This is a genomic window from Nocardia sp. XZ_19_385 (genome assembly GCF_015355755.1).
Lineage (GTDB): Bacteria > Actinomycetota > Actinomycetes > Mycobacteriales > Mycobacteriaceae > Nocardia.
The window spans coordinates 461,002-482,358 of sequence record NZ_JACVEE010000002.1 but is presented as its reverse complement, the minus strand read 5'-3'; the positions used below and the strand labels follow the sequence as shown (position 1 = coordinate 482,358).

Annotated in this window: 22 protein-coding genes; 15 read left to right on the top strand and 7 right to left on the bottom strand. The window is 67.3% G+C overall.

Annotated elements, in window-relative coordinates:
* Positions 1–236: 236 nt before the first annotated feature.
* On the top strand, positions 237–2,306 hold the full coding sequence (locus IBX22_RS14800; protein WP_194816152.1) for a CocE/NonD family hydrolase: 2,070 nt from the start codon (positions 237–239) through the stop codon (positions 2,304–2,306).
* Between the two features lie 192 nt (positions 2,307–2,498).
* Complete coding sequence (locus IBX22_RS14795; RefSeq protein ID WP_194816151.1) at positions 2,499–4,535, top strand: CocE/NonD family hydrolase; 2,037 nt, start codon at positions 2,499–2,501, stop codon at positions 4,533–4,535.
* Here the strand turns inward: IBX22_RS14795 and IBX22_RS14790 are convergent.
* A complete protein-coding gene (locus IBX22_RS14790; RefSeq protein ID WP_194816150.1) occupies positions 4,496–5,302 on the bottom strand; it encodes an NADPH-dependent F420 reductase in 807 nt (268 codons plus the stop codon). The two genes, IBX22_RS14795 and IBX22_RS14790, sit on opposite strands and share 40 nt — an antisense overlap.
* Before the next feature lie 105 nt (positions 5,303–5,407).
* Between IBX22_RS14790 and IBX22_RS14785 the strand changes: the two genes are divergently transcribed.
* The 3 genes from IBX22_RS14785 to IBX22_RS14775 all read left to right on the top strand — a co-directional run bounded on the left by IBX22_RS14785 (position 5,408) and on the right by IBX22_RS14775 (position 7,923).
* On the top strand, positions 5,408–5,809 hold the full coding sequence (locus IBX22_RS14785) for a helix-turn-helix domain-containing protein (protein ID WP_194816149.1): 402 nt from the start codon (positions 5,408–5,410) through the stop codon (positions 5,807–5,809).
* 201 nt (positions 5,810–6,010) lie between these two features.
* Positions 6,011–7,237, top strand: coding sequence for an ATP-binding protein (locus IBX22_RS14780; RefSeq protein ID WP_194816148.1), 1,227 nt, complete (start codon positions 6,011–6,013; stop codon positions 7,235–7,237).
* Positions 7,234–7,923 carry a response regulator transcription factor gene (locus IBX22_RS14775; protein ID WP_194816147.1) on the top strand — a complete coding sequence of 230 codons (690 nt, stop codon included), beginning with the start codon at positions 7,234–7,236 and terminating at the stop codon, positions 7,921–7,923. Before IBX22_RS14780 ends, IBX22_RS14775 begins: the two co-directional genes overlap by 4 nt.
* 46 nt (positions 7,924–7,969) lie before the next feature.
* Here IBX22_RS14775 and IBX22_RS14770 read toward each other — a convergent pair whose 3' ends face one another.
* The 5 genes from IBX22_RS14770 to IBX22_RS14750 all read right to left on the bottom strand — a co-directional run bounded on the left by IBX22_RS14770 (position 7,970) and on the right by IBX22_RS14750 (position 10,808).
* A complete protein-coding gene (locus IBX22_RS14770) occupies positions 7,970–8,302 on the bottom strand; it encodes a hypothetical protein (protein WP_194816146.1) in 333 nt (110 codons plus the stop codon).
* A 59-nt stretch (positions 8,303–8,361) separates the two neighbouring features.
* Positions 8,362–8,805 carry a hypothetical protein gene (locus IBX22_RS14765; protein WP_194816145.1) on the bottom strand — a complete coding sequence of 148 codons (444 nt, stop codon included), beginning with the start codon at positions 8,803–8,805 and terminating at the stop codon, positions 8,362–8,364.
* 220 nt (positions 8,806–9,025) lie between these two features.
* Positions 9,026–9,469: a hypothetical protein gene (locus IBX22_RS14760; protein ID WP_194816144.1), complete on the bottom strand. Its 444-nt coding sequence runs from the start codon at positions 9,467–9,469 to the stop codon at positions 9,026–9,028.
* Positions 9,466–9,897 (bottom strand): hypothetical protein, encoded by a 432-nt coding sequence (locus IBX22_RS14755; RefSeq protein WP_194816143.1) that lies wholly within the window; start codon positions 9,895–9,897, stop codon positions 9,466–9,468. Before IBX22_RS14755 ends, IBX22_RS14760 begins: the two co-directional genes overlap by 4 nt.
* Positions 9,898–10,001: 104 nt before the next feature.
* A complete protein-coding gene (locus IBX22_RS14750; protein WP_194817691.1) occupies positions 10,002–10,808 on the bottom strand; it encodes a hypothetical protein in 807 nt (268 codons plus the stop codon).
* Positions 10,809–10,926: 118 nt separating this feature from the next.
* On the opposite strand from IBX22_RS14750, the gene IBX22_RS14745 reads away from it, so the two are divergent.
* From IBX22_RS14745 to IBX22_RS14705, 9 genes are all read left to right on the top strand, one after another.
* On the top strand, positions 10,927–11,949 hold the full coding sequence (locus IBX22_RS14745; protein WP_309234617.1) for a Ppx/GppA phosphatase family protein: 1,023 nt from the start codon (positions 10,927–10,929) through the stop codon (positions 11,947–11,949).
* Positions 11,946–13,949: a hypothetical protein gene (locus IBX22_RS14740; RefSeq protein WP_194816142.1), complete on the top strand. Its 2,004-nt coding sequence runs from the start codon at positions 11,946–11,948 to the stop codon at positions 13,947–13,949. Before IBX22_RS14745 ends, IBX22_RS14740 begins: the two co-directional genes overlap by 4 nt.
* A 100-nt stretch (positions 13,950–14,049) precedes the next feature.
* Positions 14,050–14,955: a sugar phosphate isomerase/epimerase gene (locus IBX22_RS14735; protein WP_309234750.1), complete on the top strand. Its 906-nt coding sequence runs from the start codon at positions 14,050–14,052 to the stop codon at positions 14,953–14,955.
* Positions 14,956–15,060: 105 nt separating this feature from the next.
* A complete protein-coding gene (locus IBX22_RS14730) occupies positions 15,061–15,918 on the top strand; it encodes a thioesterase family protein (protein ID WP_194816140.1) in 858 nt (285 codons plus the stop codon).
* Positions 15,919–15,955: 37 nt separating this feature from the next.
* A complete protein-coding gene (proC, locus tag IBX22_RS14725) occupies positions 15,956–16,789 on the top strand; it encodes a pyrroline-5-carboxylate reductase (protein WP_194816139.1) in 834 nt (277 codons plus the stop codon).
* A 181-nt stretch (positions 16,790–16,970) separates the two neighbouring features.
* Positions 16,971–17,234, top strand: coding sequence for a helix-turn-helix domain-containing protein (locus IBX22_RS14720; protein ID WP_194816138.1), 264 nt, complete (start codon positions 16,971–16,973; stop codon positions 17,232–17,234).
* 207 nt (positions 17,235–17,441) lie between these two features.
* A complete protein-coding gene (locus tag IBX22_RS14715) occupies positions 17,442–17,543 on the top strand; it encodes a 30S ribosomal protein bS22 (protein ID WP_003402602.1) in 102 nt (33 codons plus the stop codon).
* A gap of 275 nt (positions 17,544–17,818) precedes the next feature.
* A complete protein-coding gene (locus tag IBX22_RS14710; protein WP_194817690.1) occupies positions 17,819–18,853 on the top strand; it encodes an NAD-dependent epimerase/dehydratase family protein in 1,035 nt (344 codons plus the stop codon).
* Positions 18,850–19,872: a lysophospholipid acyltransferase family protein gene (locus IBX22_RS14705; protein ID WP_194816137.1), complete on the top strand. Its 1,023-nt coding sequence runs from the start codon at positions 18,850–18,852 to the stop codon at positions 19,870–19,872. The genes IBX22_RS14710 and IBX22_RS14705 overlap by 4 nt, the downstream gene beginning before the upstream one ends.
* Positions 19,873–19,889: 17 nt before the next feature.
* Here the strand turns inward: IBX22_RS14705 and IBX22_RS14700 are convergent, their stop codons facing one another.
* Complete coding sequence (locus IBX22_RS14700; protein ID WP_228539001.1) at positions 19,890–20,813, bottom strand: HAD family phosphatase; 924 nt, start codon at positions 20,811–20,813, stop codon at positions 19,890–19,892.
* Between the two features lie 186 nt (positions 20,814–20,999).
* On the opposite strand from IBX22_RS14700, the gene IBX22_RS14695 reads away from it, so the two are divergent.
* The gene (locus IBX22_RS14695; protein ID WP_194817688.1) at positions 21,000–21,260 is read left to right on the top strand and encodes a glutaredoxin family protein; all 261 of its coding nucleotides are present in this window, start codon (positions 21,000–21,002) and stop codon (positions 21,258–21,260) included.
* The last annotated feature ends 97 nt before the right edge of the window (positions 21,261–21,357 follow it).

Here is a 21,357-nt window from a genome sequence, read left to right as displayed (position 1 = left end):
CCTAGTGGATAAGTGGGTCCGGGGCGGTTGACTATTGGCTCGGACGGGCGGTTACGGTAAGCCTTGATTCTTGTGTCTGAAGTGGGGGATGGCGGCTGTACGCTGGGGCTATTGCGGGTCGCTGGGTGTATGTGAACTGGTATTCACCAGATTTTCCGATAGCCGGATGTTCTTACCGACGAGTAGGTTCGGTATGCTTCCGGGGTTCGATCAGTCCGAGAGGTGGATCACGTTCGATGAAGTACGCGTTGCGGGCCACGGTGGCGTCGGTTGCCACTGCTGTGCTCCTTCCTTTCCTCAGCACCGGCGCCGCGGCGCATGCCGCGCCCGCGTCCACGGGGCCTGACGGCGGCGCCGCGGGCGCTGCCTGGACCGCCACCGAAGACGGCGCCCAGCAGTACCCCAACGTCAACATCCAGTGGGATGTACCGATCACCATGAGCGACGGCACCGTCCTCAAGGGCAATCTGTACCGGCCCGCGGACGCGGCGGGGCGGCCGATCGACACCCAGACGCCGACCATCGTCAACCTGACGCCCTACACCAAACTGGTGTCCAACCTCGGCGACAGCGCGCTCTCGGTCCCCGGGCTCTCCGACGCCCTGCTCGCACTGTTCCGCCAGATCGATATGTCGGGCACCCCGCTGTCCGGCGTCACCGACCTGACCAAGGCCTTCGGCGGCGGCGAGCTCCGCAACTTCGCCGTGGACCGGCAGATGATCAAGAGCGGCTACAGCTGGCTCGTGGTCGACGTGCGCGGCACCGGCTTCTCCCAGGGCACCTGGGACATGCTGCGCCAGCGCGAACAGCAGGACACCCTCGAGGTCATCGACTGGGCGTCCAAGCAGTCGTGGTCCGACGGCAAGGTCGGCATGAACGGCATCTCCTACTCGGGCATCAACCAGGTGCAGGCGGCGCAGCAGAATCCGCCGGCGCTGAAGGCGATCTTCCCGGTGGTGCCCGGTAGCGACCTGGTCCAAGACGTGCTGGCCCCCGGCACCGGCTTCGGCTTCAACTTCATCCCGCTGTGGCTGACCGCCATCAACGGCCTGAAGTGGGTCCCGGATGTGGCCTCGATCGTGAACGGCCAGTTCGACACCAAGTGGCTGGCCGACCGCGCGGCAGATCCGATGACCTTCATGGACGTGCTGCTCAACGTCTACACCACCACCAAGATCGAGAATCTGGATCCGCGCGCCAAGGCGCTGCTCACCGATACCGAAGGCCGCCGCAAGGATTGGTGGAGCGACCCCGCCAAGATCAAGGTCCCGACCTTCGTCACCGGTGGCTGGCACGACCTGTTCACCTACTCGGAATCCAAGATCTACGAACAGATTCCGCTGCCGCCGGGCCAGAAGCAGCTGCTGATGGGCAACACGTATCACATCAACTCGGGCAACGAGTACGGTAAGCCGGGCCTGCCCCCGCGCCTGGATGTCCTGCAGCGCGCCTGGTTCGACAAGTGGCTCAAGGGCATCGACAACGGCATCGACACCTACGGCCCGGTGACGCTGCGCCAGCAGGGCGGCGGCTGGATCACCACCAATGGTTTCGGTTTCGGTTCCGCGTCCAGCCGTGAGGCCGAGGTCGAGTCGGCGCATCGCCGGATGTACCTGTCCGCGGCGAACAGCGGTACCGCCCAGTCGCTGCACGACGGATCTCTCACCGCCGCGGCGAATTCCGATACCCAGCGACTCACCGTCGCTCCGGGCCTCACCACCCTGTGCTCCAACGACGCGGCACAGGGTAGTGCGGGCGCCCTCTCGGTCATCGACGGCTGCGCGAAGGATTCCCGGGTCGCCGAACTCAACGGCCTGACCTTCACCAGCGCGCCGGTCGCCGAGGAAACCGCCATCTCCGGCCCGATCGCGGTGCGACTCAACACCGTTCAGGATGCCGCCGACGGCTACTGGGTGGTGACGGTCAACGATGTCGCACCCGACGGCCAGTCGACGGTGCTGTCCTCGGGTCAGCTGATGGCTTCCATGCGCGAGATCGACGACGCGACCAGCGCCAAGTCGGCCAACGGTGACTACACCGATCCGCGCCCGTTCACCTCGCTGGATCGCCGTCAGCAGACGGCGCCGGGCGAGGCGACCACGCTGGACATCGCGCTGCCCGCCACCGAGGCGATCCTGAAGCCGGGCCACCGCCTGCGGGTGGATGTCTTTGCCGGGAACTTCCCGAAGGGTTTGCCGGTGCTGCCGATGCTGGTCGATACGGGCCTGAAGCCGCAGCATGTGCAGCTGGACCCGAACCGGCCGAGCTTCGTCAACATCCCGGTGCGGGGTAAGCCGGGCTGGTGAGCTAGGTAGTACGCCGAGGCGCCTCCGTTCGAATCATTCGAGCGGAGGCGCCTTTTCGTTGTGCCGACTGCGGGGGCGGCCTTGTGCAGGTGCACGAATTGTCTTGTTGTTCGCGGGTTTTCCCACCGGCCGCGCCTACTCGCCGGTAATTTAGGGAATGGCCACTCCCTAAGAAAGCGAGCGCTGACGACGATGCGTGCCGCATTGCGTTCCGCGGTGGTGTTTTTCGCCGCCGGACTACTGAGTCCCCTGTTGACCCCGAACGGATCAGCGACGCCGATCCCGACCGGCCCGGATGGTGGAGCGGCGGGCGCCGCCTGGACCGCCACCGAGGACGGCCCGCAGCCGTACCCGAATGTCGTCATCGAATGGGACGTCCCGATCACGATGAGCGACGGCACGGTGCTCAAGAGCAATGTGTACCGCCCGGCCGACGCCGCGGGCCGCCCCATCGCCGAACCCACGCCGACCATCGTGAACATGACGCCCTACACCAAATTGGGCTCCATGATCGGCGACAGCCTGATCTCGATACCGGGCCTTTCGGATGCGGTGCTGCAACTTTCGCGCGATATCGATCTCACCGGTACCCCGTTCTCCGGCATCACCGACCTGACCAAGGCACTCGGCGGCGGACTGGTCCGCAACTTCACCGTCGACCGCCAGCTGATCAAGAGCGGTTACACCCAGGTCGTCGTCGATGTCCGCGGAACCGGCTTCTCCCAAGGTATTTGGGACATCCTGCGCGAACGGGAACAGCAGGACACCGTCGAGGTGATCGACTGGGCGTCGCGTCAGCCGTGGTCCAACGGCCGCATCGGCATGAACGGCGTCTCCTACTCGGGCCTGAACCAGCTGCAAGTCGCGGCGAAGAACCCGCCCGCGCTCGAAGCGATCTTCCCGGTTGTGCCCAGCCGCAACCCGTTCCGCGATCTGGTCGCTCCAGGTGGTGCGCTCGGCGTGGCATTCATGCCGATGTGGCTGCTCGCGGTGAACGGCGGCAAACTGGTGCCCGATCTGACCGCGCTCGCGCAGGGTCGTTTCGACGCGCGTTGGCTCGCCGACCGATTGGCGGATCCGTTCACCTTCATGGACGCGTTCTTCAGCGTGATGACCGCGCCGCAGATCAGCGACCTCAACCCGAAGGTCGCCGAACTGCTCGACGCGAACAGCGCGGCGCGCCGTTCCTGGGAAACCGACGCGACCAAGATCCAGGTGCCGACCTTCGTCACCGGCGGCTGGCACGACGTGTTCATCAACTCCCAGACCGACGTCTACAACCGAATCCCGTTGCCGCCCGGGCAGAAACAGCTGTTTATGGGCGATGGGTACCACATCAGCAACGGCAACGAATCCGGTCGGCCGGGCCTGCCGCCGCGCATGGATGTGCTGCAGCGGGCTTGGTTCGACAAGTGGCTCAAGGGCATCGACAACGGCATCGACAGGTATGGCCCGGTCACGATGAAGCAGGAGGGCGGCCGATGGATCACCGAAGGCGCCTTCCAGCAGCCGGTTTCGACCTATCGCCGAATGTATCTGTCGGCTGCTCGCAGCGGCACCGCGACGAGCGTGCACGACGGTTCCCTGTTCGCCGAGCCGAGCCCGGACATCGCCCGGGTCTCGGTGGCGCCCGGACTCACCGGCCTGTGCTCCCGTGACGCGACCCAGCAGCTCGTCGGCATCCCGCAGATCATCGTCGCCTGCGCCGAAGACTCGCGGATCCAAGAGCTCGGCGGACTCACCTTCACCAGTAGTCCGGTCGCGGAACAGGTTTCGATATCCGGCGCGATCGCGGTGCGGTTGAACACGGTGCACGACGCCACCGACGGCTACTGGGTCGCAACGGTGAACGATGTTGCGCCGGACGGCCGTTCGACGGTGCTGTCCTCGGGTCAGTTGGTCGCCTCGTTGCGTGAGATCGACGAATCCCGCAGCACCCGGCTGCCGAATGGCGATTACACCGAACCGGTGCCGTACTTGTCACTGGACCGCCGGCAGCCGACTGTGCCGGGTGAGCCGACGCAACTGGACATCTCGATTCCCGGGGTGAACGCCGTGCTCCAGCCCGGTCACCGCCTGCGCGTCGACGTGTACACGGGCAACTTCCCGAAGGGGCTGCCGCCGATGCCGCTACTCCTCGAAACCGGCCTCCGTCCACAGCATCTGCTGCTCGACCCGAACGAACCGAGCTATGTGAACCTGCCGGTCAAGGGCAATCCGGGCTGGTAACCCGACCTGCCAGTCCGTGGATGGCTGCTCGAGCATGTCGTTGTGGTGGCCGTATCCACCCAACCTCGTCGTCCCGGCGTGCTTCTGCATGCCGGGACGGCGGGGGACTGGTCCTCGACGGCGAAGGCCGACTCCAGTGGCGGGAACATGGCGCGCACATCGTGTCCGCCGAACCAGAGCCCGACGATGAAGTTCGAGGTGGCTTCGAGGTACCGGGCCCGCGACAGGCCGCCCGCCCGGACCGGATGCAGCTTCAGGTCCTCGACCAGACCAGCCACGCGGTCGAGCGCTGCCGGGTCGTCACCGCATAGCGGGACGGCCAGCGTCCTGCCTTCGAACGACCGTTCCGATCCCTCCCAAACCTCCGCAGCCAGCAGGTTGAATGCCTTGACCACGTGCGCGCCGGGCACGGTCGCCGAGATGCGCTCGGCCACAGCTTCTTCCGACAGCGGGAAGGTGGTCGGTCCGTGCGGGTTCGCGAAGTCCGGAGCGAAGGCGTTCGTGCAGTCGATGAGGATGCGCCCGCCGAGCGCAGCGGCGCTGGACCGCAGCACCTCGTCCAAGGCGTCGACGGGCAGCCCGAGCAGCACGACCTCGCCGAATTCGGCCGCCTCCCCGATACTTCCCGCGCGCGCACCGATCGCGGCGGCCAATTCGGCTGACGCCGCCCGATTCCTGGCTCCGATCACGACGTCGTGCCCGGCGGCGACCCACCCGCCGCCCAGCGCCCGTGCCATATTTCCGGCGCCGATGATTCCGATTCGCATATCCAGCTCCTAGCGGGGTGTGACAACTGTGGATGAATCCGCCACCGACGCTAGGGAATTCGATAGGCACCCCGAGGTGCCGAACGCCGATGGCAAGCTGGTTGCATGACAGCCGTGCTCTCCGCGCCGATCACCGCCGAAGAGGTCGAATTCGCACCGGTCGATTACATCTCCGACTGCCCGGTCCGGATCGCCGTCGATATCCTCGGCAACTCCTGGCTACCGGTGATCGCCTACACGTTGCGCCGCGGTCCGATGCGTCCCGGCGAATTGCGCACCGCCATCGGCGGAATCAGCCAGAAGATGCTGACGCAGACCTTGCGCCGCATGGAACAGCTCACCTTGGTCGAGCGCCGCCGCTACGCCGAGGCCCCGCCGCGGGTGGAGTACGAACTGACCGAGGTCGGCCGCGACCTGTTGATTCCGATCTTCGCGCTCGGCGAATGGGTGGACAAGCACGGCCGGACGGTGAGCGCGGCGCTCGCCGGAGCCGACGACGAACTGTGACGCCGGACCCGCCGGGGGAGCGGGGTGACCCTGCTCTCATCCGCGCGGCGCAGCCCCGCGACACGCCTCCGACACGCTCCACGACGTCCCGGTGAAACAGCGCGTGAACAGGCAGCAAACGGGCCTGGAAGAGGCCATGACCTGGGGGAAACTTCATGCACCCCGGTCGGGGTACTCGGTCGGCGACCGTACGATTCAAGTGTGAGTGTTCCGCAGGCCGTGTTGCTGGCAGTCCTCGCGGCTGTCGTAGGCCTGGCAGTCGGCGGGCTACTGATTCCGTACGTGAATGCCCGCCAGGCCGCGCGACGCCAAGCCGAGTCCGGCCTGACCATGTCGCAGGTGCTCGACCTGATCGTGCTGGCCTCGGAGAGCGGTATCGCCGTCGTGGACGAATACCGCGACGTGGTCCTGGTGAATCCGCGCGCCGAGGAATTGGGCCTGGTCCGCAATCGACTACTCGACGAGCGTGCCTGGGCAGCCGTGGAGAAGGTCCTGGTTACCAGCGAGGACGCCGAATTCGACCTGACCGCCAAGCACCCGATTCCCGGCCGCAGCCGGATCGCGGTGCGCGGTGTGGCCCGCCCGCTCTCGCCCGAGGAGACCAGCTTCACGGTCCTGTTCGCCGACGACGATTCCGAGCAGGCGCGCATGGAAGCCACCCGCCGCGACTTCGTAGCGAACGTCAGTCACGAGCTCAAAACCCCCGTCGGCGCGATGAGCCTGCTGGCCGAGGCCCTGCTGGAATCCGTCGACGATCCGGAGGCCGTGCGCCACTTCGGTGAACGCGTGCTGGGTGAATCCCGCCGCCTCGGCAAGATGGTGACCGAGCTGATCGCGCTGTCCCGCCTGCAGGGCGCGGAGAAGCTGCCCGAACTCGAGGTGGTCGACGTCGACACCGTGGTGATGCAGGCGGTCGACCGCTCGCGCACCGCCGCGGAAGCCGCCGGCATCACCGTCAGCACCGACCGGCCCAGCGGGCTGGAAGTGCTCGGCGACGAGACCCTGCTGGTCACCGCCCTGTCCAACCTGGTCGAGAACGCGATCAACTACTCGCCGCGCGGCTCGCACGTCTCGGTGAGCCGGTCGCTGCGCGGCGAGCATGTCGCCATGGCGGTCACCGACCGCGGTATCGGCATCGCCAAGGAAGACCAGGAGAGAGTGTTCGAACGATTCTTCCGTTCGGACAAGGCGCGCTCGCGCGCCACCGGCGGTACCGGGCTCGGGCTGGCTATCGTCAAGCACGTGGCCGCCAACCACAACGGTGAGATCACCCTGTGGAGCAAGCTGGGCACCGGTTCGACGTTCACCTTGCGTATCCCCGCTCACCTCGAAACCGACGGCGACGAAGAGCCCGAGGTGAGCACGAGAGAAATCAGCCCGCGTCCTACGGGACCGAGCAGACCCAATGGTGTGGAGGCACGCAGATGACGAGTGTTCTGATCGTCGAGGATGAGGAATCGCTGGCCGATCCGCTCGCATTCCTGCTGCGCAAGGAAGGCTTCGAGGTGACCGTGGTCGGCGACGGGCCGTCCGCGCTCGCCGAATTCGACCGCTCCGGCGCCGATATCGTGCTGCTCGACCTGATGCTGCCCGGCATGAGCGGCACCGACGTGTGCAAGCAGCTGCGCACCCGCAGCGGCGTGCCGGTCATCATGGTGACCGCCCGCGACAGCGAGATCGACAAGGTCGTCGGCCTGGAACTGGGTGCCGACGACTACGTCACCAAGCCGTACTCGGCGCGTGAGCTGATCGCCCGCATCCGCGCGGTGCTGCGCCGCGGCGCGGGCGACGAGCTCGACAGCGGCAGCGAGACCGGCGTGCTGGAGGCGGGCCCGGTCCGGATGGACGTGGATCGGCACACGGTGCTGGTCAACGGGAAGCCGGTCACCTTGCCGCTCAAGGAGTTCGACCTGCTCGAATACCTGCTGCGCAACTCCGGCCGGGTGCTGACCCGCGGCCAGCTGATCGACCGCGTCTGGGGCGCCGATTACGTCGGCGACACCAAGACGCTGGACGTGCACGTCAAGCGGCTGCGGTCGAAGATCGAAGCGGATCCGGCCAAGCCGGAACACTTGGTCACCGTCCGCGGGCTGGGATACAAGCTCGAGGCATAACGCACGAGATCCTTCGCTCCGTTTCGGAGCGAAGGATCTCTGCTGTCTACGGCAGGTAGGTCCAGGTCGGGCCGACGCCCGGAACCTCGATGAGACGCAGGCTGATCCAGCCCAGGTCGTCTTCCTGCATGCACTCGTAGATCGGCACGTCGGCGTTGTTGCCGCGGCAGGCGATCGTGCGGTTGGTCCCGTACGGGCTCATGACCAGGTGCTTGCCCTGTTTGACGGCGTCGATGGCGCCCGGGGTGTTGGCGGGCACGAATTCCGCGGTGAAATCGGCGTACTTGGCCGGATCACCGTTCGGTTCCGCGTGCGCGACGCCGGTCAGCGAGAGGGTCGTGCCGAGGGCAAGGGTGGCGAGTGCGAACGCTTTCTTCATGGTCAGCCATCAAACCGCAAACAAGTGAAGCGCGCATGGCGAGCAGGTGACCACGGAGATTATTTACTGCTTCCTGAGCTGCTCCCGGAGGAGCTACCGCTCGGCGGCCGGCCGCGATTGGAGCCGCCGCCGCTGCCGGAGTTCTCGGACTGCGGCCGGCGCACTTCGACCACGATCGACCAGGTGCTCTCGCCCTGCTGCGCGATGACCGTGTAGTCGATGGCGTGGACCGGTTTCCAGTAGACGACGGCCGTACCGTCCGGCCCCGGCGTGCCCACACCCAGGAATTCGCCGTTGGCCGTGAAATGTACTGGGAGGTCGGCGGATTCGCCGTTCACCTCCGCGGTCAGGGTGTATTCGCTGCCGATATATTTATAGCCCTTTCCGGAGATCGAGAGCTGGGTGACGTCCGCGTGCGCCGACGGTGCGGCGAGGGTGATCGCCGCCGCGAGCGCGACCAGGCCGAAACCTGTTCGGCGGCAGGGAATTCTGGATACCTGCATGGATCTTCTCCTGTGCTGCCCACGATGTCGGGCCATGGACACGGTAAATAAGGCCGTCTCCGGAATGTGTGCATTCCGACAAATACTGGACAACTGACCGGTCCCGCACGGGTTTACGGCAGCGAGATCGGATTCCGTTGTGATCGGTCAACATTCCGTGACCCACGCACACCGGAGCGGGTGACCGGTCGAGGACCGATCACCCGCCTGTCATGCCGACCTAGCTACTGCCCGCGCTACCGGACCCGAAGCTGCCGGTGCCGCCGCGCTTGCTGCCGCTGCCGGAACTTCCGGTGCCGGTTGGCGCCTTGCTCACCTCGACCACGATCGACTGGGTGTGGCCGCCCTGCTCGACGGTGAGGATGTGCTGCCCCGCGGTGCTCGGCTTCCACTCGATGCTCGAATGACCCGGCGGCCACGGCACTTTCGGCGCGCCGATGAACTCGCCGTTGTCGCTGAAGTAGACGAGCAGACCGACCGACGCGCCACCGAGTTGGGTGCTGATCGTGTATTTCTCGCCGACCACGAGCTTGTCGTCGGAGACCGAGACCGCGGTGGGCGCCGCGTATGCCGACGGCGCCGCGAGCACGGTGACCGCCGCCGCTGCCGCGAATGCGGTCAAGCCGGCACCGGTCCGGCGCGGGGTGATTCGGGGTGTCTTCATGAGAGGCTCCCGAGTGCCTTGCCCGCGCTACCCGTATTCGGCGTACCGGGCGTCCCTGGATCGGGGTCGACCGGATCCGACGGATCGATCACATCCACGATCAGTGATTTCGTGCTGCCGCCCTGTGCGCACGTGATGATGTGGCGGCCCTTGGACTTCGGGGTCCAGTCGATCGACGATTCTCCAACCGGCCACGGCACTTTCGGCCCGCTGAGGTCCTCGCCGTTATCGGTCCAATAGACCAGCAGCCCGAAGCCCGCGCCGCCGACCGTGGCCTTCAGCTTGTAGGTGGTGTTGATCGCGTGATTGGACCCGGACACGGTGATTGTCTCGACCGCGGCGTGAGCCTGGGGCGCGGCGAGTACGACGACCGCCGATGCCGCGGCGAAACCGGTGAGCCCGGCGCCGAAGCGACGCATGGAATGCATGGTGTTCTCCTGTGCTGCCCGCAGGGGAGCGGGCTGTGCGCACAGTAGGTCAGGCCAAGTGTGAAATGTGCGTGTTTCGAAAAACTGACCAAGCGCCTGCTCGGTCAGACTTGCTCCGCATTCCGCTGCGCATGCACCGTCGCGGGATGAACCGCGACCAGCCCCAGACCCTCGCGCCGCTTGCAGTGCCGAGCCAGCTCGTCATACGCCGGTTCGCCGAGCAATTCCTTCAACTCCGGCCCGTAGGACTGCCAGACCGGCCGAGTCCCCACATGCGCGTCCGGCGATCCCGAGCAGTACCAGTCCAGGTCCTCACCACCGGATCCCCAACCGCGCCGGTCATATTCGGTGATCACGGTCCGCAGGATCTGCACGCCGTCGGGTCGGTCCACCCACTCCTGGGTGCGCCGGATCGGCAGCTGCCAGCAGACGTCCGGTTTCACCGTGTGCGGCTCCAGGCCCCGGCGCAGCGCCATGGTGTGCAGCGAGCAGCCGACGCCGCCGGCGAAGCCGGGACGGTTCAGGAAGATGCAGGCGCCGTCGAAGCGGCGGGTGCGCAGGGCGGGCTCGTCCTCGAGTTCGTCGAGTTCGAGGTAGCCCTTCTTGGTCACCTTGCCGCTCGCGTTGGTGGCCTCGCCCATCAGCTGCCAGTCGGCAGGTGTGAGCATTTTCACAGCCGACTTCAAACGCTGCTGGTCGTCCTCATCGGACAGGAAGGCGCCGTGGGAGCAGCAGCCGTCATCCGGGCGCTCGCCGATGATGCCCTGACAAGCGGGGGTTCCGAAGACGCACGTCCACCGCGACAGCAGCCAGGTCAGGTCCGCCGCGATGAGATGCTCATCGTTTGCTGGGTCGACGAATTCGATCCACTCGCGCGGGAAATCGAGATCGACCTCCGGGCTGGGATCCATTTTCCCCGCTGGTCGGGCCGGGGTGGAAGCGTTAGCGGATGCACCTTCCGTCACATGTCGAACGCTAACAGTTCCCGTGCCGCGGCTGGAGCGCGGACGGACCCAGTACCGTGTTCATGTGCGGCTCGGTGTGCTCGATGTGGGATCCAATACCGTCCATCTGCTGGTGGTGGACGCGCACCGTGGCGGCCATCCGATGCCCATGAGCTCGACAAAGGCGACATTGCGCCTGTCGGAGAACATGGACGACGCGGGCCGGATCACCGTCCAGGGGGCTGGGCGCCTGATCTCCACGGTGGCCGAATTCGCCAGCATCGCCGACACTTCCGGGTGTGTCGAGCTGATGCCGTTCGCCACCTCCGCGTTGCGCGAAGCCAAGAATTCCGATGAGGTGCTGGCCCGGGTCCGGGCCGAGACGGGCGTCGACCTGCAGGTCCTGTCCGGTGTCGACGAGGCCCGCCTGACATTCCTGGCGGTCCGCCGCTGGTACGGCTGGAGCGCCGGGCGCATCCTCAACCTCGATATCGGCGGCGGCTCCCTGGAAATGAGCAACGGCGGCGACGAGGCGCCCGATGTGTCGCTCTCGCTGCAACTCGGCGCCGGACGGTTGACCAGGGACTGGCTGCACGAGGATCCGCCGGGCAAGCGTCGCGTCGCGGTGCTGCGCGACTGGCTCGACGCCGAACTGGTCGCGCCGTCGAAACAGCTGCTCGAAGTGGGGAAACCGGATCTCGCGGTCGGCACCTCCAAGACTTTCCGATCACTGGCGCGGCTGACCGGAGCCGCACCCTCTGCCGCGGGCCTGCGAGTGCGTCGTACACTCACCGCTTCAGGTCTGCGCCAACTGATTGGGTTCATCTCACGGATGACGGCCGCGGACCGTGCAGAATTGGAAGGCGTAAGTTCCGATCGGTCACGGCAATTGGTGGCTGGCGCATTGGTCGCGGAGGCGAGTATGCGTGCACTATCGCTGGAATCTCTCGAGATTTGTCCGTGGGCGCTGCGGGAAGGACTCATCCTGCGCAAACTGGATACCGATATGAACGGCGGACCCAGGGCGACGCACCTGCCATCGGCCGGCGGCGCTGCGCTGCCCGGCCCGTTCGCGGCGCCGGATTCGACAGAAGTGGTGTCGTCATGACCGATGAATCCAAACAGCTATCCGTCGCGGAGCTGCTGGCGCGCAACGGCCAGGGCAGTTCCGGTTCCGGCGGTGGTGGCCGGCGCCGGCGCGGCGGCCGCGGGATCTCGGTGGCCGAGCTCAGTGGTGACATGCCGGTCGTCGGTGGCCGCGGTAGTCACGCGGCGCCGGATCCCGAGCCCGAGGCGCCCGAACAGGCCGCTTACGAAGCGCCCTACGAACCGGAGCCCTTCGAAGCACCCGCTTACGACCCCGCGCCCTACGCGCCCGCCGCCTACGAACCGCCGAACTTCGATCCCGTTGCGCCGGAACCGGTTTCCTACAGTCCGCCGGTTCCCGAACCGGAGCTGCCCAACTACTCGCCGATGTCCGGGCCGATCACGCGCTACGACCCGCTCGGTGATCCGGGCAGCGCGTACCAGCCGCCGTCCGCCGAGTACCAGGCCCCGGACTATCAACAGGACTACCAGTCGCCGGTCCCCGACTACCCGGCCCCCGGCCGCTCCAACCTGGTGATGCCCGGGCGGGATATGCCGCCCGCCACGACATCGCGGCACAGTGCCCCCGCCGACTCCGCCCCGTATTCCTCGGATCAATACGGCCAAGCCCCGGATCAGTACGGCCAGGCCCCAGCGCCGTATGGCCAGGCCCCGGATCAGTACGGCCAGGCCGCCGCCCCTTACGCTCCCGCTCCGGATGCGTACGGCCGCACGCCGGACCCGTACGGCCAAGCCCCGGTTCCCTATGCCCCGGCCCCGGCACCGTATGGCCAGGCCCCGGATCCGTATGCCCCGGCCCCGGATCCGTACGGCCAGGCCCCAGCACCGTATGGCCAGAGCCCGGATCCATACGGCCAGGCCCCGGTTCCCTATGCACCGGCCGCGGATCAGTACGGCCAGGCTCCGGACCCCTACGCGTATGTCCCGCCGGATGAGCCCGCCGCCGAGCCGGCAGCCCTCGGCTCCGGCCGCACCGGCCGCCGCAGGCGCGCCGACCCCGACGACGACACCACCGACGTCGGTCCGCCGCTGCGCGATGTCGGCCGCCACGATCCCGAACCGCCGCGCGCGGAGCCGGGTCCGTCCCGCAACGGCCGGGCCGCTCGTCGCCGCGCTCAGGCGGAGGAGGTCGACACCGGGCCTTGGTCGCCGCCCGCCGAGGAGATCGATACCGGCGGCTGGTCACCCGGTGACGAGGATTCCGCGCCCCTGCCGCTGACTCCGCTACCCGCGCCGCCCGAACAGCGCCGGGCCGCGCGGCGAGACAGCGGCCTGCCGGCTTGGTCGGCGCGAAGACGCAAACCGAAATCGGACGACGACGCCCCGGAGTCCGGCGGTATCTCGACGGCCGCGTGGTCACTGGCCAGCCAGGATCAGCAGCTGGTCTCGGGTTCCACGGTCGCCGGTGATCTGCTGCGCGATGGCGTCGAGCGCGCCGAGCGCAGGGACGCCGAGCGGGAGAACGGCAGCCGGGGAAGGCGTGGCCGTTCCAAGCGCACAACCGAGCGCGAGATCGATCCGGACGACGGCTACACCGATGTGCACGACTCGTATGACGACGACGAGGACGAGGAAACGCACAGCGGTGGCTTCGCCGCGCGGCTGGCCGCGGGCCGGGCCCGCTTCTCCCGCCGCACTGCCGAGCCGGACACCGACGACGACGAGGAGCACACCGGCGGCCTCGCCACCCGGCTGGCTTCCCGTGGATCCCGGACCGCACGCCGGTCCGAACACGAAGCGAACCGCCGCCAGTGGGTCATCCTGGGCAGCCAGAGCACCGGCGCGGCAGTCGCTGGAATGTTGCTGTTCAAGGGATTCGAGCGGATGTGGGAGATGCTCCCGTGGGTCGCGCTGGCGCTGGCGATGATCGTCATCCTCGGGCTGGTGGCGCTGGTGCGGATTCTGCGCCGGACCGACGACATCCTCAGCACGGCGATCGCCGTTGTTGTAGGCATCTTCGTCACGCTGGGACCGCTAGCCTTTCTTCTCAGTACGAACTGAGTAGGGAGTCGCTGTGGGGCACATCGGGCAGGCGGACGACACAGAAGCGAGCGAAGTGCAGGGCGACGCGCGCGAGACCGAGCGGGCCGGGTCTGGGTCGGTGGGTGAGCACGGCCCACCGGGGCGGGGCATCAAAGTAGGCCTGTCCACGGCCTCGGTGTACCCGCAGAACACCGAGGCGGCGTTCCGCTACGCGGCCGAAATCGGTTATGACGGTGTGGAATTGATGGTGTGGGCGGAGCCGGCCAGCCAGAGCCTGGCCATCGTGCAGTCCTACGTCCGTAAGTACGACGTGCCGGTGCTGGCGGTGCACGCGCCGTGTCTGCTGATCTCGCAACGGGTTTGGGGTTCGGACCCGATCGCGAAGCTGGAGCGCAGCGTGCACACCGCCGAGGCCCTGGGGGCGAGCAGCGTCGTGGTGCATCCGCCGTTCCGCTGGCAGCGCCGCTACGCCGAGGGTTTCGCCGAGCAGGTGGCCGAGCTCGAGGAGCACAGCCCGGTCATCGTCGCGGTGGAGAACATGTTCCCGATGCGCGCCGACACCTTGTTCGGGCGCGGCGCGAATTCCGCCAAGCGGCTGGAGCGCCGCGGCGGACCGGGCTGGGGCTTAACGGCTTTCAGCCCGTCCTACGACCCGACCGATACCGGTTTCCGGCACTACACCCTGGACTTGTCGCATACCGCGACCGCGGGCACCGACACCCTCGCGCTGGCCACCCGGATGGGTTCGGGTCTGGCCCATCTGCATCTGGCCGACGGCCGCGGCGCCGCGCACGACGAGCACCTGGTCCCGGGCGACGGCACCCAGCCGTGCGCCGAGGTGTGCGCCATGCTGGTGCGCTCCGGGTTCTCCGGTCACGCGGTCGCCGAGATCAACACCCAGAACGCCCGCACCACCGCCGAGCGCGCCGCGATGCTGCGCCGCACGCTGGAGTTCGCCCGCGTCCATCTCAACGGCCACGCACCGGCTGCCGCTGCTACCCATCCGCGCGCCGACTTCCTCTGAGGCGGTATTCCGATCCGGAATACAGCGCTCGCCTCCGCTCGTTCTACGCTGTACGAAACGCCGCGTCACAGCAAGTGCCGCGGCCGACGGACGACAGGAGTGACGATGCCGGAGCTGACCGCTGCACTGGACGCCCCGTTCAGTCAGGTGTGCGCCCTGACCGAACTCGGTGCGCCCGGCCGCTACACGGGTGTCATCGACAAGACCTGGACCGTCGGCAAGAAGGTGCACGGCGGCACCATGGTGGCGGGCAGCGCCGCCGCGGCCACCACCTTCCTGCGCAGCACCGATCCGGCGCTGACCGAGATGTCTCCCATTTCGGCGAGCTCGGACTTCCTCGGCGCCCCGGAACCGGGCGAGGTCGAGTACCAGGTGTCCATCCGCAAGGTCGGCCGCCAGATCTGCCTGGCCGACGCCGAGCTGATCCAGGGCGGCCGCACCTGCGTGCGCACCGCGTTCACCTTCGGGCACATCGACGACATCGATCCGCTCTACGCCTACGAGCACTCCGACATGCCGGCCGAGCCGCCCGCCGACGCCATCGGCTACGACGCCGGCTCACCGATGGGCAGCATCGTGCACGTCGGGCAGGGCGCGCAGGTCTACATCGACCGCGAGTGGGCACGGTTCCTCGAAGGCAAGCAGGGTGAACCGCGGCTGCGACTGTGGATGCGCCCGTTCGACGGCGACCAGGCCGACCCCGATGTGGCGATGTACTTCGCCATGATGGCGGCCGACATGAGCCCGCCGGTCCCGATGAATCTGGGCCACTTCGGCTGGGCGCCGACCGTCCAGATGACCACCTACCTGCGCCGCAGGCCGGCGCCCGGCTGGTTGCGCATCATCGCCTCCAGCCACGAGGTCGGCGGTCGCATGTTCGACGAGGACCAGCTGATCCTCGACTCCACCGGAGCCGTTGTCGCACAGAGCCGCCAACTCGCGCTGATGCCCCTTCCCCGCTGATTCGTCCCACGACACGCCGCGATTAGGGTCTAGGCCCATGACGAGAATTGCGGTGATCGGTGGTGGCCGGATCGGGGAGGCGTTGATCGCCGGTTTGCTCGAGTCCGGGCGGGCGGGCAAGGACCTGGTCGTCGTGGAGACCCACATGGACCGGGCCGAGCTGATCGCGAGCCGCTTCGGCGTGCGGGTCACGCACTCGGTGGCGGACGCGGCGGTCGGGGCGGATCTGCTGGTGATCGCCGTCAAGCCCGGTGACGTGGATGGCGTGCTGACCCAGCTGGGCAAGGCCGATCTCAACGGCGGCGACAAGGACCAGGTGCTGGTGTCGCTGGCGGCGGGCGTGCCGACCGCGCGGCTGGAGGCCAAGCTGCCCGCGGGCTTCCCCGTGGTGCGGGTGATGCCGAATACGCCGATGCTGGTCGGCCAGGGCATGAGCGTGCTCGCTCCGGGCCGCTACGCGCGTGCTGAGCAGCTGGAGCTGGTCACCGACGTGCTGGCCTCGGTCGGCAAGGTCGCCACCGTCTCCGAGACGCAGATGGACGCGGTCACTGCGGTGTCGGGTTCCGGGCCCGCCTACTTCTTCCTGGTCGTCGAGGCCATGGTGGACGCCGGTGTCGGCCTCGGCCTGACCCGCGCCGTCGCCACCCAGCTGGTGGTGCAGACCATGGTCGGCTCGGCCGCGCTGCTCGACGAGTCCGGTCAGAGCGCCGAGGAGCTGCGCGCCGCGGTCACCTCCCCGGCCGGGACCACCGCCGCCGCCCTGCGTGAGCTGGAGCGCGGGGGCGTCCGGTCGGCCTTCCTGGAGGCGCTGCATGCGGCCAAGGCCCGCTCCGCCGAACAGGGCTCAGGGGACCCCGGCTCCGCGAATTAACGCCACACGACTTTTTGATGTCCGGCGGACCCCCAGCGTGTGACGCTGATTTCTCACACCCGTCGCAGTAATCCCACTGGCACCGCTAAGCTTCAAGGAGCACGTGCGTGTCTGTTCCGCCGGTGGGGAAGCCGGTGGCGCGGACGTGCCGGAGGTCAATGGTGCAATGATGTCTAACAAGATGTCTGCGAACAGCTCAGGCTCGTCACCAGGTTCGTCAGGCCCTTCGGGCAGCAGATCGAGTGCGGGGCAACCCCTGCTCGGTGGCGGCACGCAGTTCCTGACGGTCGCCGAGGTGGCCAACTTGATGCGTGTTTCGAAAATGACGGTCTACCGCTTGGTGCACTCGGGTGAACTACCCGCGGTGCGGGTGGGCCGGTCCTTCCGGGTGCATGCCAAAGCGGTGCACGACTATTTGGAGACGTCCTACTTCGACGCCGGTTGACAGTGGGTTTTTCGCACTGATGGTGTCCAGGTAGAAGGCGGTTTCATAGGTAGCAAGGTGTCCCGGTAGGATGAACCCTCGGTTCGTGTTCGCCTGCCGGCGGCACCGCTTCGTGGTGTCCGGTGTCTGCTGGCGGCGCGGGCACTGAAGTAAGGCGCACGTGACTGGCGTGCGTGCCGAGTACTACTGAGAACGCGAGGAAACCCTATGGGTTCTGTGATCAAGAAGCGCCGCAAGCGCATGTCGAAGAAGAAGCACCGCAAGCTGCTTCGCCGTACGCGTGTTCAGCGGCGCAAACTCGGCAAGTGAGCGACTGCCGGGCCTAACCCGTCCGGCTGGGCGCCCCTGCCAGCGCAAGTAGTTCGACGAGCCCGTCACCCTAGTGGTGACGGGCTCGTTGTTTGTGGTGAATGGCCAATGTTTGTAGGCGGTGACAGAAATCATCGTTATAAGCAGGTAAACACCCTCGGTGTCTCGGACGGCAGCGGTTACGCTGGAACCGCACACAATTCAACTGGGGGGCCTGGTAGGTGGGATCCGGCGCAGTGGGATCTGAAGTACGAGACGGCAATTCGCCCAAGGTGGTGCTCGTGACGGGCGCCAGTCGCTTCTTCGGCGGCAATGTGGTGGCAAAGCTCGCGCAGGACCCTTCGATCGAGCGCATCCTCGCGGTCGACACCATGACGCCCAGCCGAGAGCTGCAGCGCCGCATGGGCCGCGCCGAACTCGTCCGCGCCGACATCCGAAATCCTTTGATCCGCAAGGTGATCGACGGCAACGAGGTGGACACCGTGGTGCACGCCGCGATGCTGACCCGGCCACCGTCCGGCAGCACCCGCGCGGTGATGAAGGACCACAACGTGCTCGGCGCGATGCAGCTGCTCGCGGTCTGCCAGAAGGCGCCCTCGGTGCACCGGGTGGTGGTGCGTTCCACCTCCGCGGTGTACGGCTGCAGCCCGAAGGACCCGGCGAAATTCACCGAGGAAATGAGCGCGCGCACGCCGCCGAAGGGCGGATTCGCGCGCGACCTGATCGAAATCGAAGGATTTGTGCGGGGTCTGGCCCGGCGGCGCCCCGATATTTCCACTTCGATATTGCGGTTCGCGCCGATCGTCGGTCCGCGGCTGGCCGGACGTGGCGTGCAGTATTTGCGTTCGCCGCTGGCGCCGACGGTTTTCGGGCGGGACGCGCGCATGCAGCTGCTGCACGAGGAAGACGCGGTCGCCGCGCTCGCGCAGGCCGCGCGGATGGCGCCCGGCGGCACCTTCAACATCGCCGGTGACGGTGCGCTGGCGCTGTCCCAGGCGGTACGGCGGGCGGGCCGGCTCGAGCTACCGCTGCCGTTCGCACTGTTCCGCACCGCGGGACGCACGCTGATGGGCCCGGTGATGCGGGAATTCAGCGGTGAACAGCTCGACTATTTCCATTTCGGTTGTGGCCTGGACACCACGCGGATGCGCACGGAACTCGAGTTCGTGCCGCGCTGGACCACTGTGCAGGCCTTCGACGACTTCATTGGGGGCGCAGCGTCGCGACCCGTCTTCGATCCCGCGTGGATCGATGCCGCAGAAAAGAAACTGCTCGGCCTGCTCGGGGCCGGTACGGGAGCACAGTCATGAACCACGTAGCGAAAGTCATCCCTCTCCACGATTCGAACTTCGAGGCCCGCCCGCGTGCGACGGCCCGTCGCTGGCCGGAGCCGGGTGAATCGGCGCCGAACCAGGTGACTTCGCTGACCGAACGGCTCGCGGCGGCGGAACCGCCGGAACCGCAGTCGCTGTCGAACCTGGTGCGGGGCGCGCTCGGCACCGGCATCAGCCGCACCGCCGACTTCGCGCGGCGCCGGCTCACCGGCGACTACCAGGTCGACGAGTTCGGTTTCGACGAGCACCTGCTGGAATCGGTGATCCTGCCCGCGCTGCGGCCGATGTCGGATCTGTGGTTCCGGGTGCAGGTCAGCGGCATCGAGAACATTCCCGAGGTGGGTGGCGCGCTGCTGGTGGCCAACCACGCCGGCACCGTCCCGCTGGACGGTCTGATGCTGCAGCTGGCGATCCACGACCACCACGTCAAGCAGCGTGCGCTGCGCCTGCTCGCCGCCGACCTGATCTTCGAGCTGCCGATGCTCGGTGTGCTGGCCCGCAAGGCCGGGCACACCCTGGCCTGCCGCGAGGACGCCGAAAGGCTGCTGCGCGCGGGCGAATTGACCGGCGTCTTCCCCGAGGGCTTCAAGGGCATCGGCAAGCACTACTCCGACCGCTACAAGCTGCAGCGTTTCGGCCGGGGCGGTTTCGTCGCCGCGGCGGTCCGCACCGGCGCTCCGATCATCCCGGTCTCGATCGTCGGCTCGGAGGAGATCTACCCGAAGATCGCCGACCTGAAGCCGCTGGCCCGCCTGCTCGGCCTCCCGTATTTCCCGGTCACCCCGCTGTTCCCGCACCTGGGACCGCTCGGCGCCCTCCCGCTGCCGTCCAAGTGGTACATCGAATTCGGCGAGCCGATCCCCACCACGGGTTACGACGCCGAAGCCGCCGACGACCCGATGACCATGTTCGAGGTCACCGACCAGGTCCGCGAAACCATCCAGGGCACGCTCTACAAGCTCCTGACGAAGCGCCGGAACCCCTTTACGGGATAACGCCTCTCACTGCACGGTCAGTGGTCGCGGCGGCGGGTGATGGCGGCGGCTACTGCACCGCCGGCCGCGCCGAGTGCCAAAGCCGTTGGGACACCGATCTTCGCGGCCTTGCGCCCGGTGCGGAAGTCACGGATTTCCCAGCCCCGGTTCTTCGCGACTTCGCGGAGGTCGGAATCGGGGTTGATGGCGACCGCGGTGCCGACCAGCGACAGCATCGGAACGTCATTGTGGCTGTCGGAATAGGCGGTACAGCGCTTCAGGTTCAGGCCTTCGCGAATGGCCAAGGTGCGCACCGCATGTGCCTTGCCGAGGCCGTGCAGGATGTCGCCGACGAGGCGGCCGGTGAATTGGCCGTCCACGCTTTCGGCGACCGTGCCCAACGCGCCGGTGAGCCCGAGCCGTTTGGCGATAACCTGCGCCAGCTCGACCGGAGTCGCCGTGACCAGCCATACCTGCTGGCCCGCATCCAGGTGCATTTGTGCCAGCGCGCGAGTTCCCGGCCAGATCTTGTCGGCGATGATCTCGTCGTAGATCTCCTCGCCTAGAGCGGCGAGTTCGGCGGTGGAGCGGCCCGCGATGAAGGCGAGCGCTTTTTCCCGCCCCGAAAGCATATCGGCGCTGTTCTCCTTGCCGGTGACCCGGAATTTCACCTGTTTCCAGGCGACATCCACCAGATCGGAGGTCTTGAAGTATTTCCGGGCCGCCAGCCCACGGGCGAAATGCACGATGGACGCGCCCTGCACCATGGTGTTGTCCACGTCGAAGAACGCGGCGGCGGTGAGATCGCGCGGCACCTCCGGCTCGGTGGTCTCGGCCGCGAGCTCCGCATCGTGCAGCGTCAGCGCGGCGTCGGCACTGGCCTCACCGGCCAGATTCGCGCGCACCTCTTCCTCGCTGGGCCCGAACGGGCTGCGCGGAATGCGGGTGAGCTGATCGTGCAGGCTCTGGCCGAGACGACCCTGATTCCATCTGACCGGGAATTCGCCGAAGCGACCCGCGATGAATCCGGTCCTTTCGACCTTCTCTCGTTCCGGCACCAGTACCTCCGCCCGTAGCGCGAACCAGGTCCACCCTATCTGGCGGCGGCGACAAGGACCGGAAGGTACGCAGGGGATTTAATGAACGTCATGACCAATCCCACACATTCGGTGACTTTGCTGACACGAGCGGGCTGTGGCCTGTGTGGCGTGGCTCTCGAGCAGCTGCGCCGGATTTGCGGCGAATTCGGCATCGAACCGCAGACGCTGGATGTCGACGAGGCCGCCGCCACCGACCCTGGCCTGCGCGCGGAGTACGGCGACCGGCTGCCGGTAGTGCTGCTCGACGGGCGCGAACACAGCTATTTCGACGTGGATGAAACCCGGCTGAGGGCCGATTTGACTAGCTGAGCCGAAGCTGTTCCTGCCGTTTTTGGACGCTTGCCTGGTCGCAGCCGAAAAATGAGGCCAATTTCACCGACTTTGTGAAGGGCTGCACAAGCAGTTA

Bases quoted from the DNA above. Each gene is read 5' to 3' on its own strand.
- IBX22_RS14800 (WP_194816152.1), top strand. From the start codon at position 237: ATGAAGTACGCGTTGCGGGCCACGGTGGCGTCGGTTGCCACTGCTGTG.
- IBX22_RS14795 (WP_194816151.1), top strand. From the start codon at position 2,499: ATGCGTGCCGCATTGCGTTCCGCGGTGGTGTTTTTCGCCGCCGGACTA.
- IBX22_RS14790 (WP_194816150.1), bottom strand. From the start codon at position 5,302: ATGCGAATCGGAATCATCGGCGCCGGAAATATGGCACGGGCGCTGGGC.
- IBX22_RS14785 (WP_194816149.1), top strand. From the start codon at position 5,408: ATGACAGCCGTGCTCTCCGCGCCGATCACCGCCGAAGAGGTCGAATTC.
- IBX22_RS14775 (WP_194816147.1), top strand. From the start codon at position 7,234: ATGACGAGTGTTCTGATCGTCGAGGATGAGGAATCGCTGGCCGATCCG.
- IBX22_RS14770 (WP_194816146.1), bottom strand. From the start codon at position 8,302: ATGAAGAAAGCGTTCGCACTCGCCACCCTTGCCCTCGGCACGACCCTC.
- IBX22_RS14765 (WP_194816145.1), bottom strand. From the start codon at position 8,805: ATGCAGGTATCCAGAATTCCCTGCCGCCGAACAGGTTTCGGCCTGGTC.
- IBX22_RS14760 (WP_194816144.1), bottom strand. From the start codon at position 9,469: ATGAAGACACCCCGAATCACCCCGCGCCGGACCGGTGCCGGCTTGACC.
- IBX22_RS14755 (WP_194816143.1), bottom strand. From the start codon at position 9,897: ATGCATTCCATGCGTCGCTTCGGCGCCGGGCTCACCGGTTTCGCCGCG.
- IBX22_RS14750 (WP_194817691.1), bottom strand. From the start codon at position 10,808: ATGGATCCCAGCCCGGAGGTCGATCTCGATTTCCCGCGCGAGTGGATC.
- IBX22_RS14740 (WP_194816142.1), top strand. From the start codon at position 11,946: ATGACCGATGAATCCAAACAGCTATCCGTCGCGGAGCTGCTGGCGCGC.
- IBX22_RS14730 (WP_194816140.1), top strand. From the start codon at position 15,061: ATGCCGGAGCTGACCGCTGCACTGGACGCCCCGTTCAGTCAGGTGTGC.
- proC (WP_194816139.1), top strand. From the start codon at position 15,956: ATGACGAGAATTGCGGTGATCGGTGGTGGCCGGATCGGGGAGGCGTTG.
- IBX22_RS14720 (WP_194816138.1), top strand. From the start codon at position 16,971: ATGTCTGCGAACAGCTCAGGCTCGTCACCAGGTTCGTCAGGCCCTTCG.
- IBX22_RS14715 (WP_003402602.1), top strand. From the start codon at position 17,442: ATGGGTTCTGTGATCAAGAAGCGCCGCAAGCGCATGTCGAAGAAGAAG.
- IBX22_RS14705 (WP_194816137.1), top strand. From the start codon at position 18,850: ATGAACCACGTAGCGAAAGTCATCCCTCTCCACGATTCGAACTTCGAG.
- IBX22_RS14695 (WP_194817688.1), top strand. From the start codon at position 21,000: ATGACCAATCCCACACATTCGGTGACTTTGCTGACACGAGCGGGCTGT.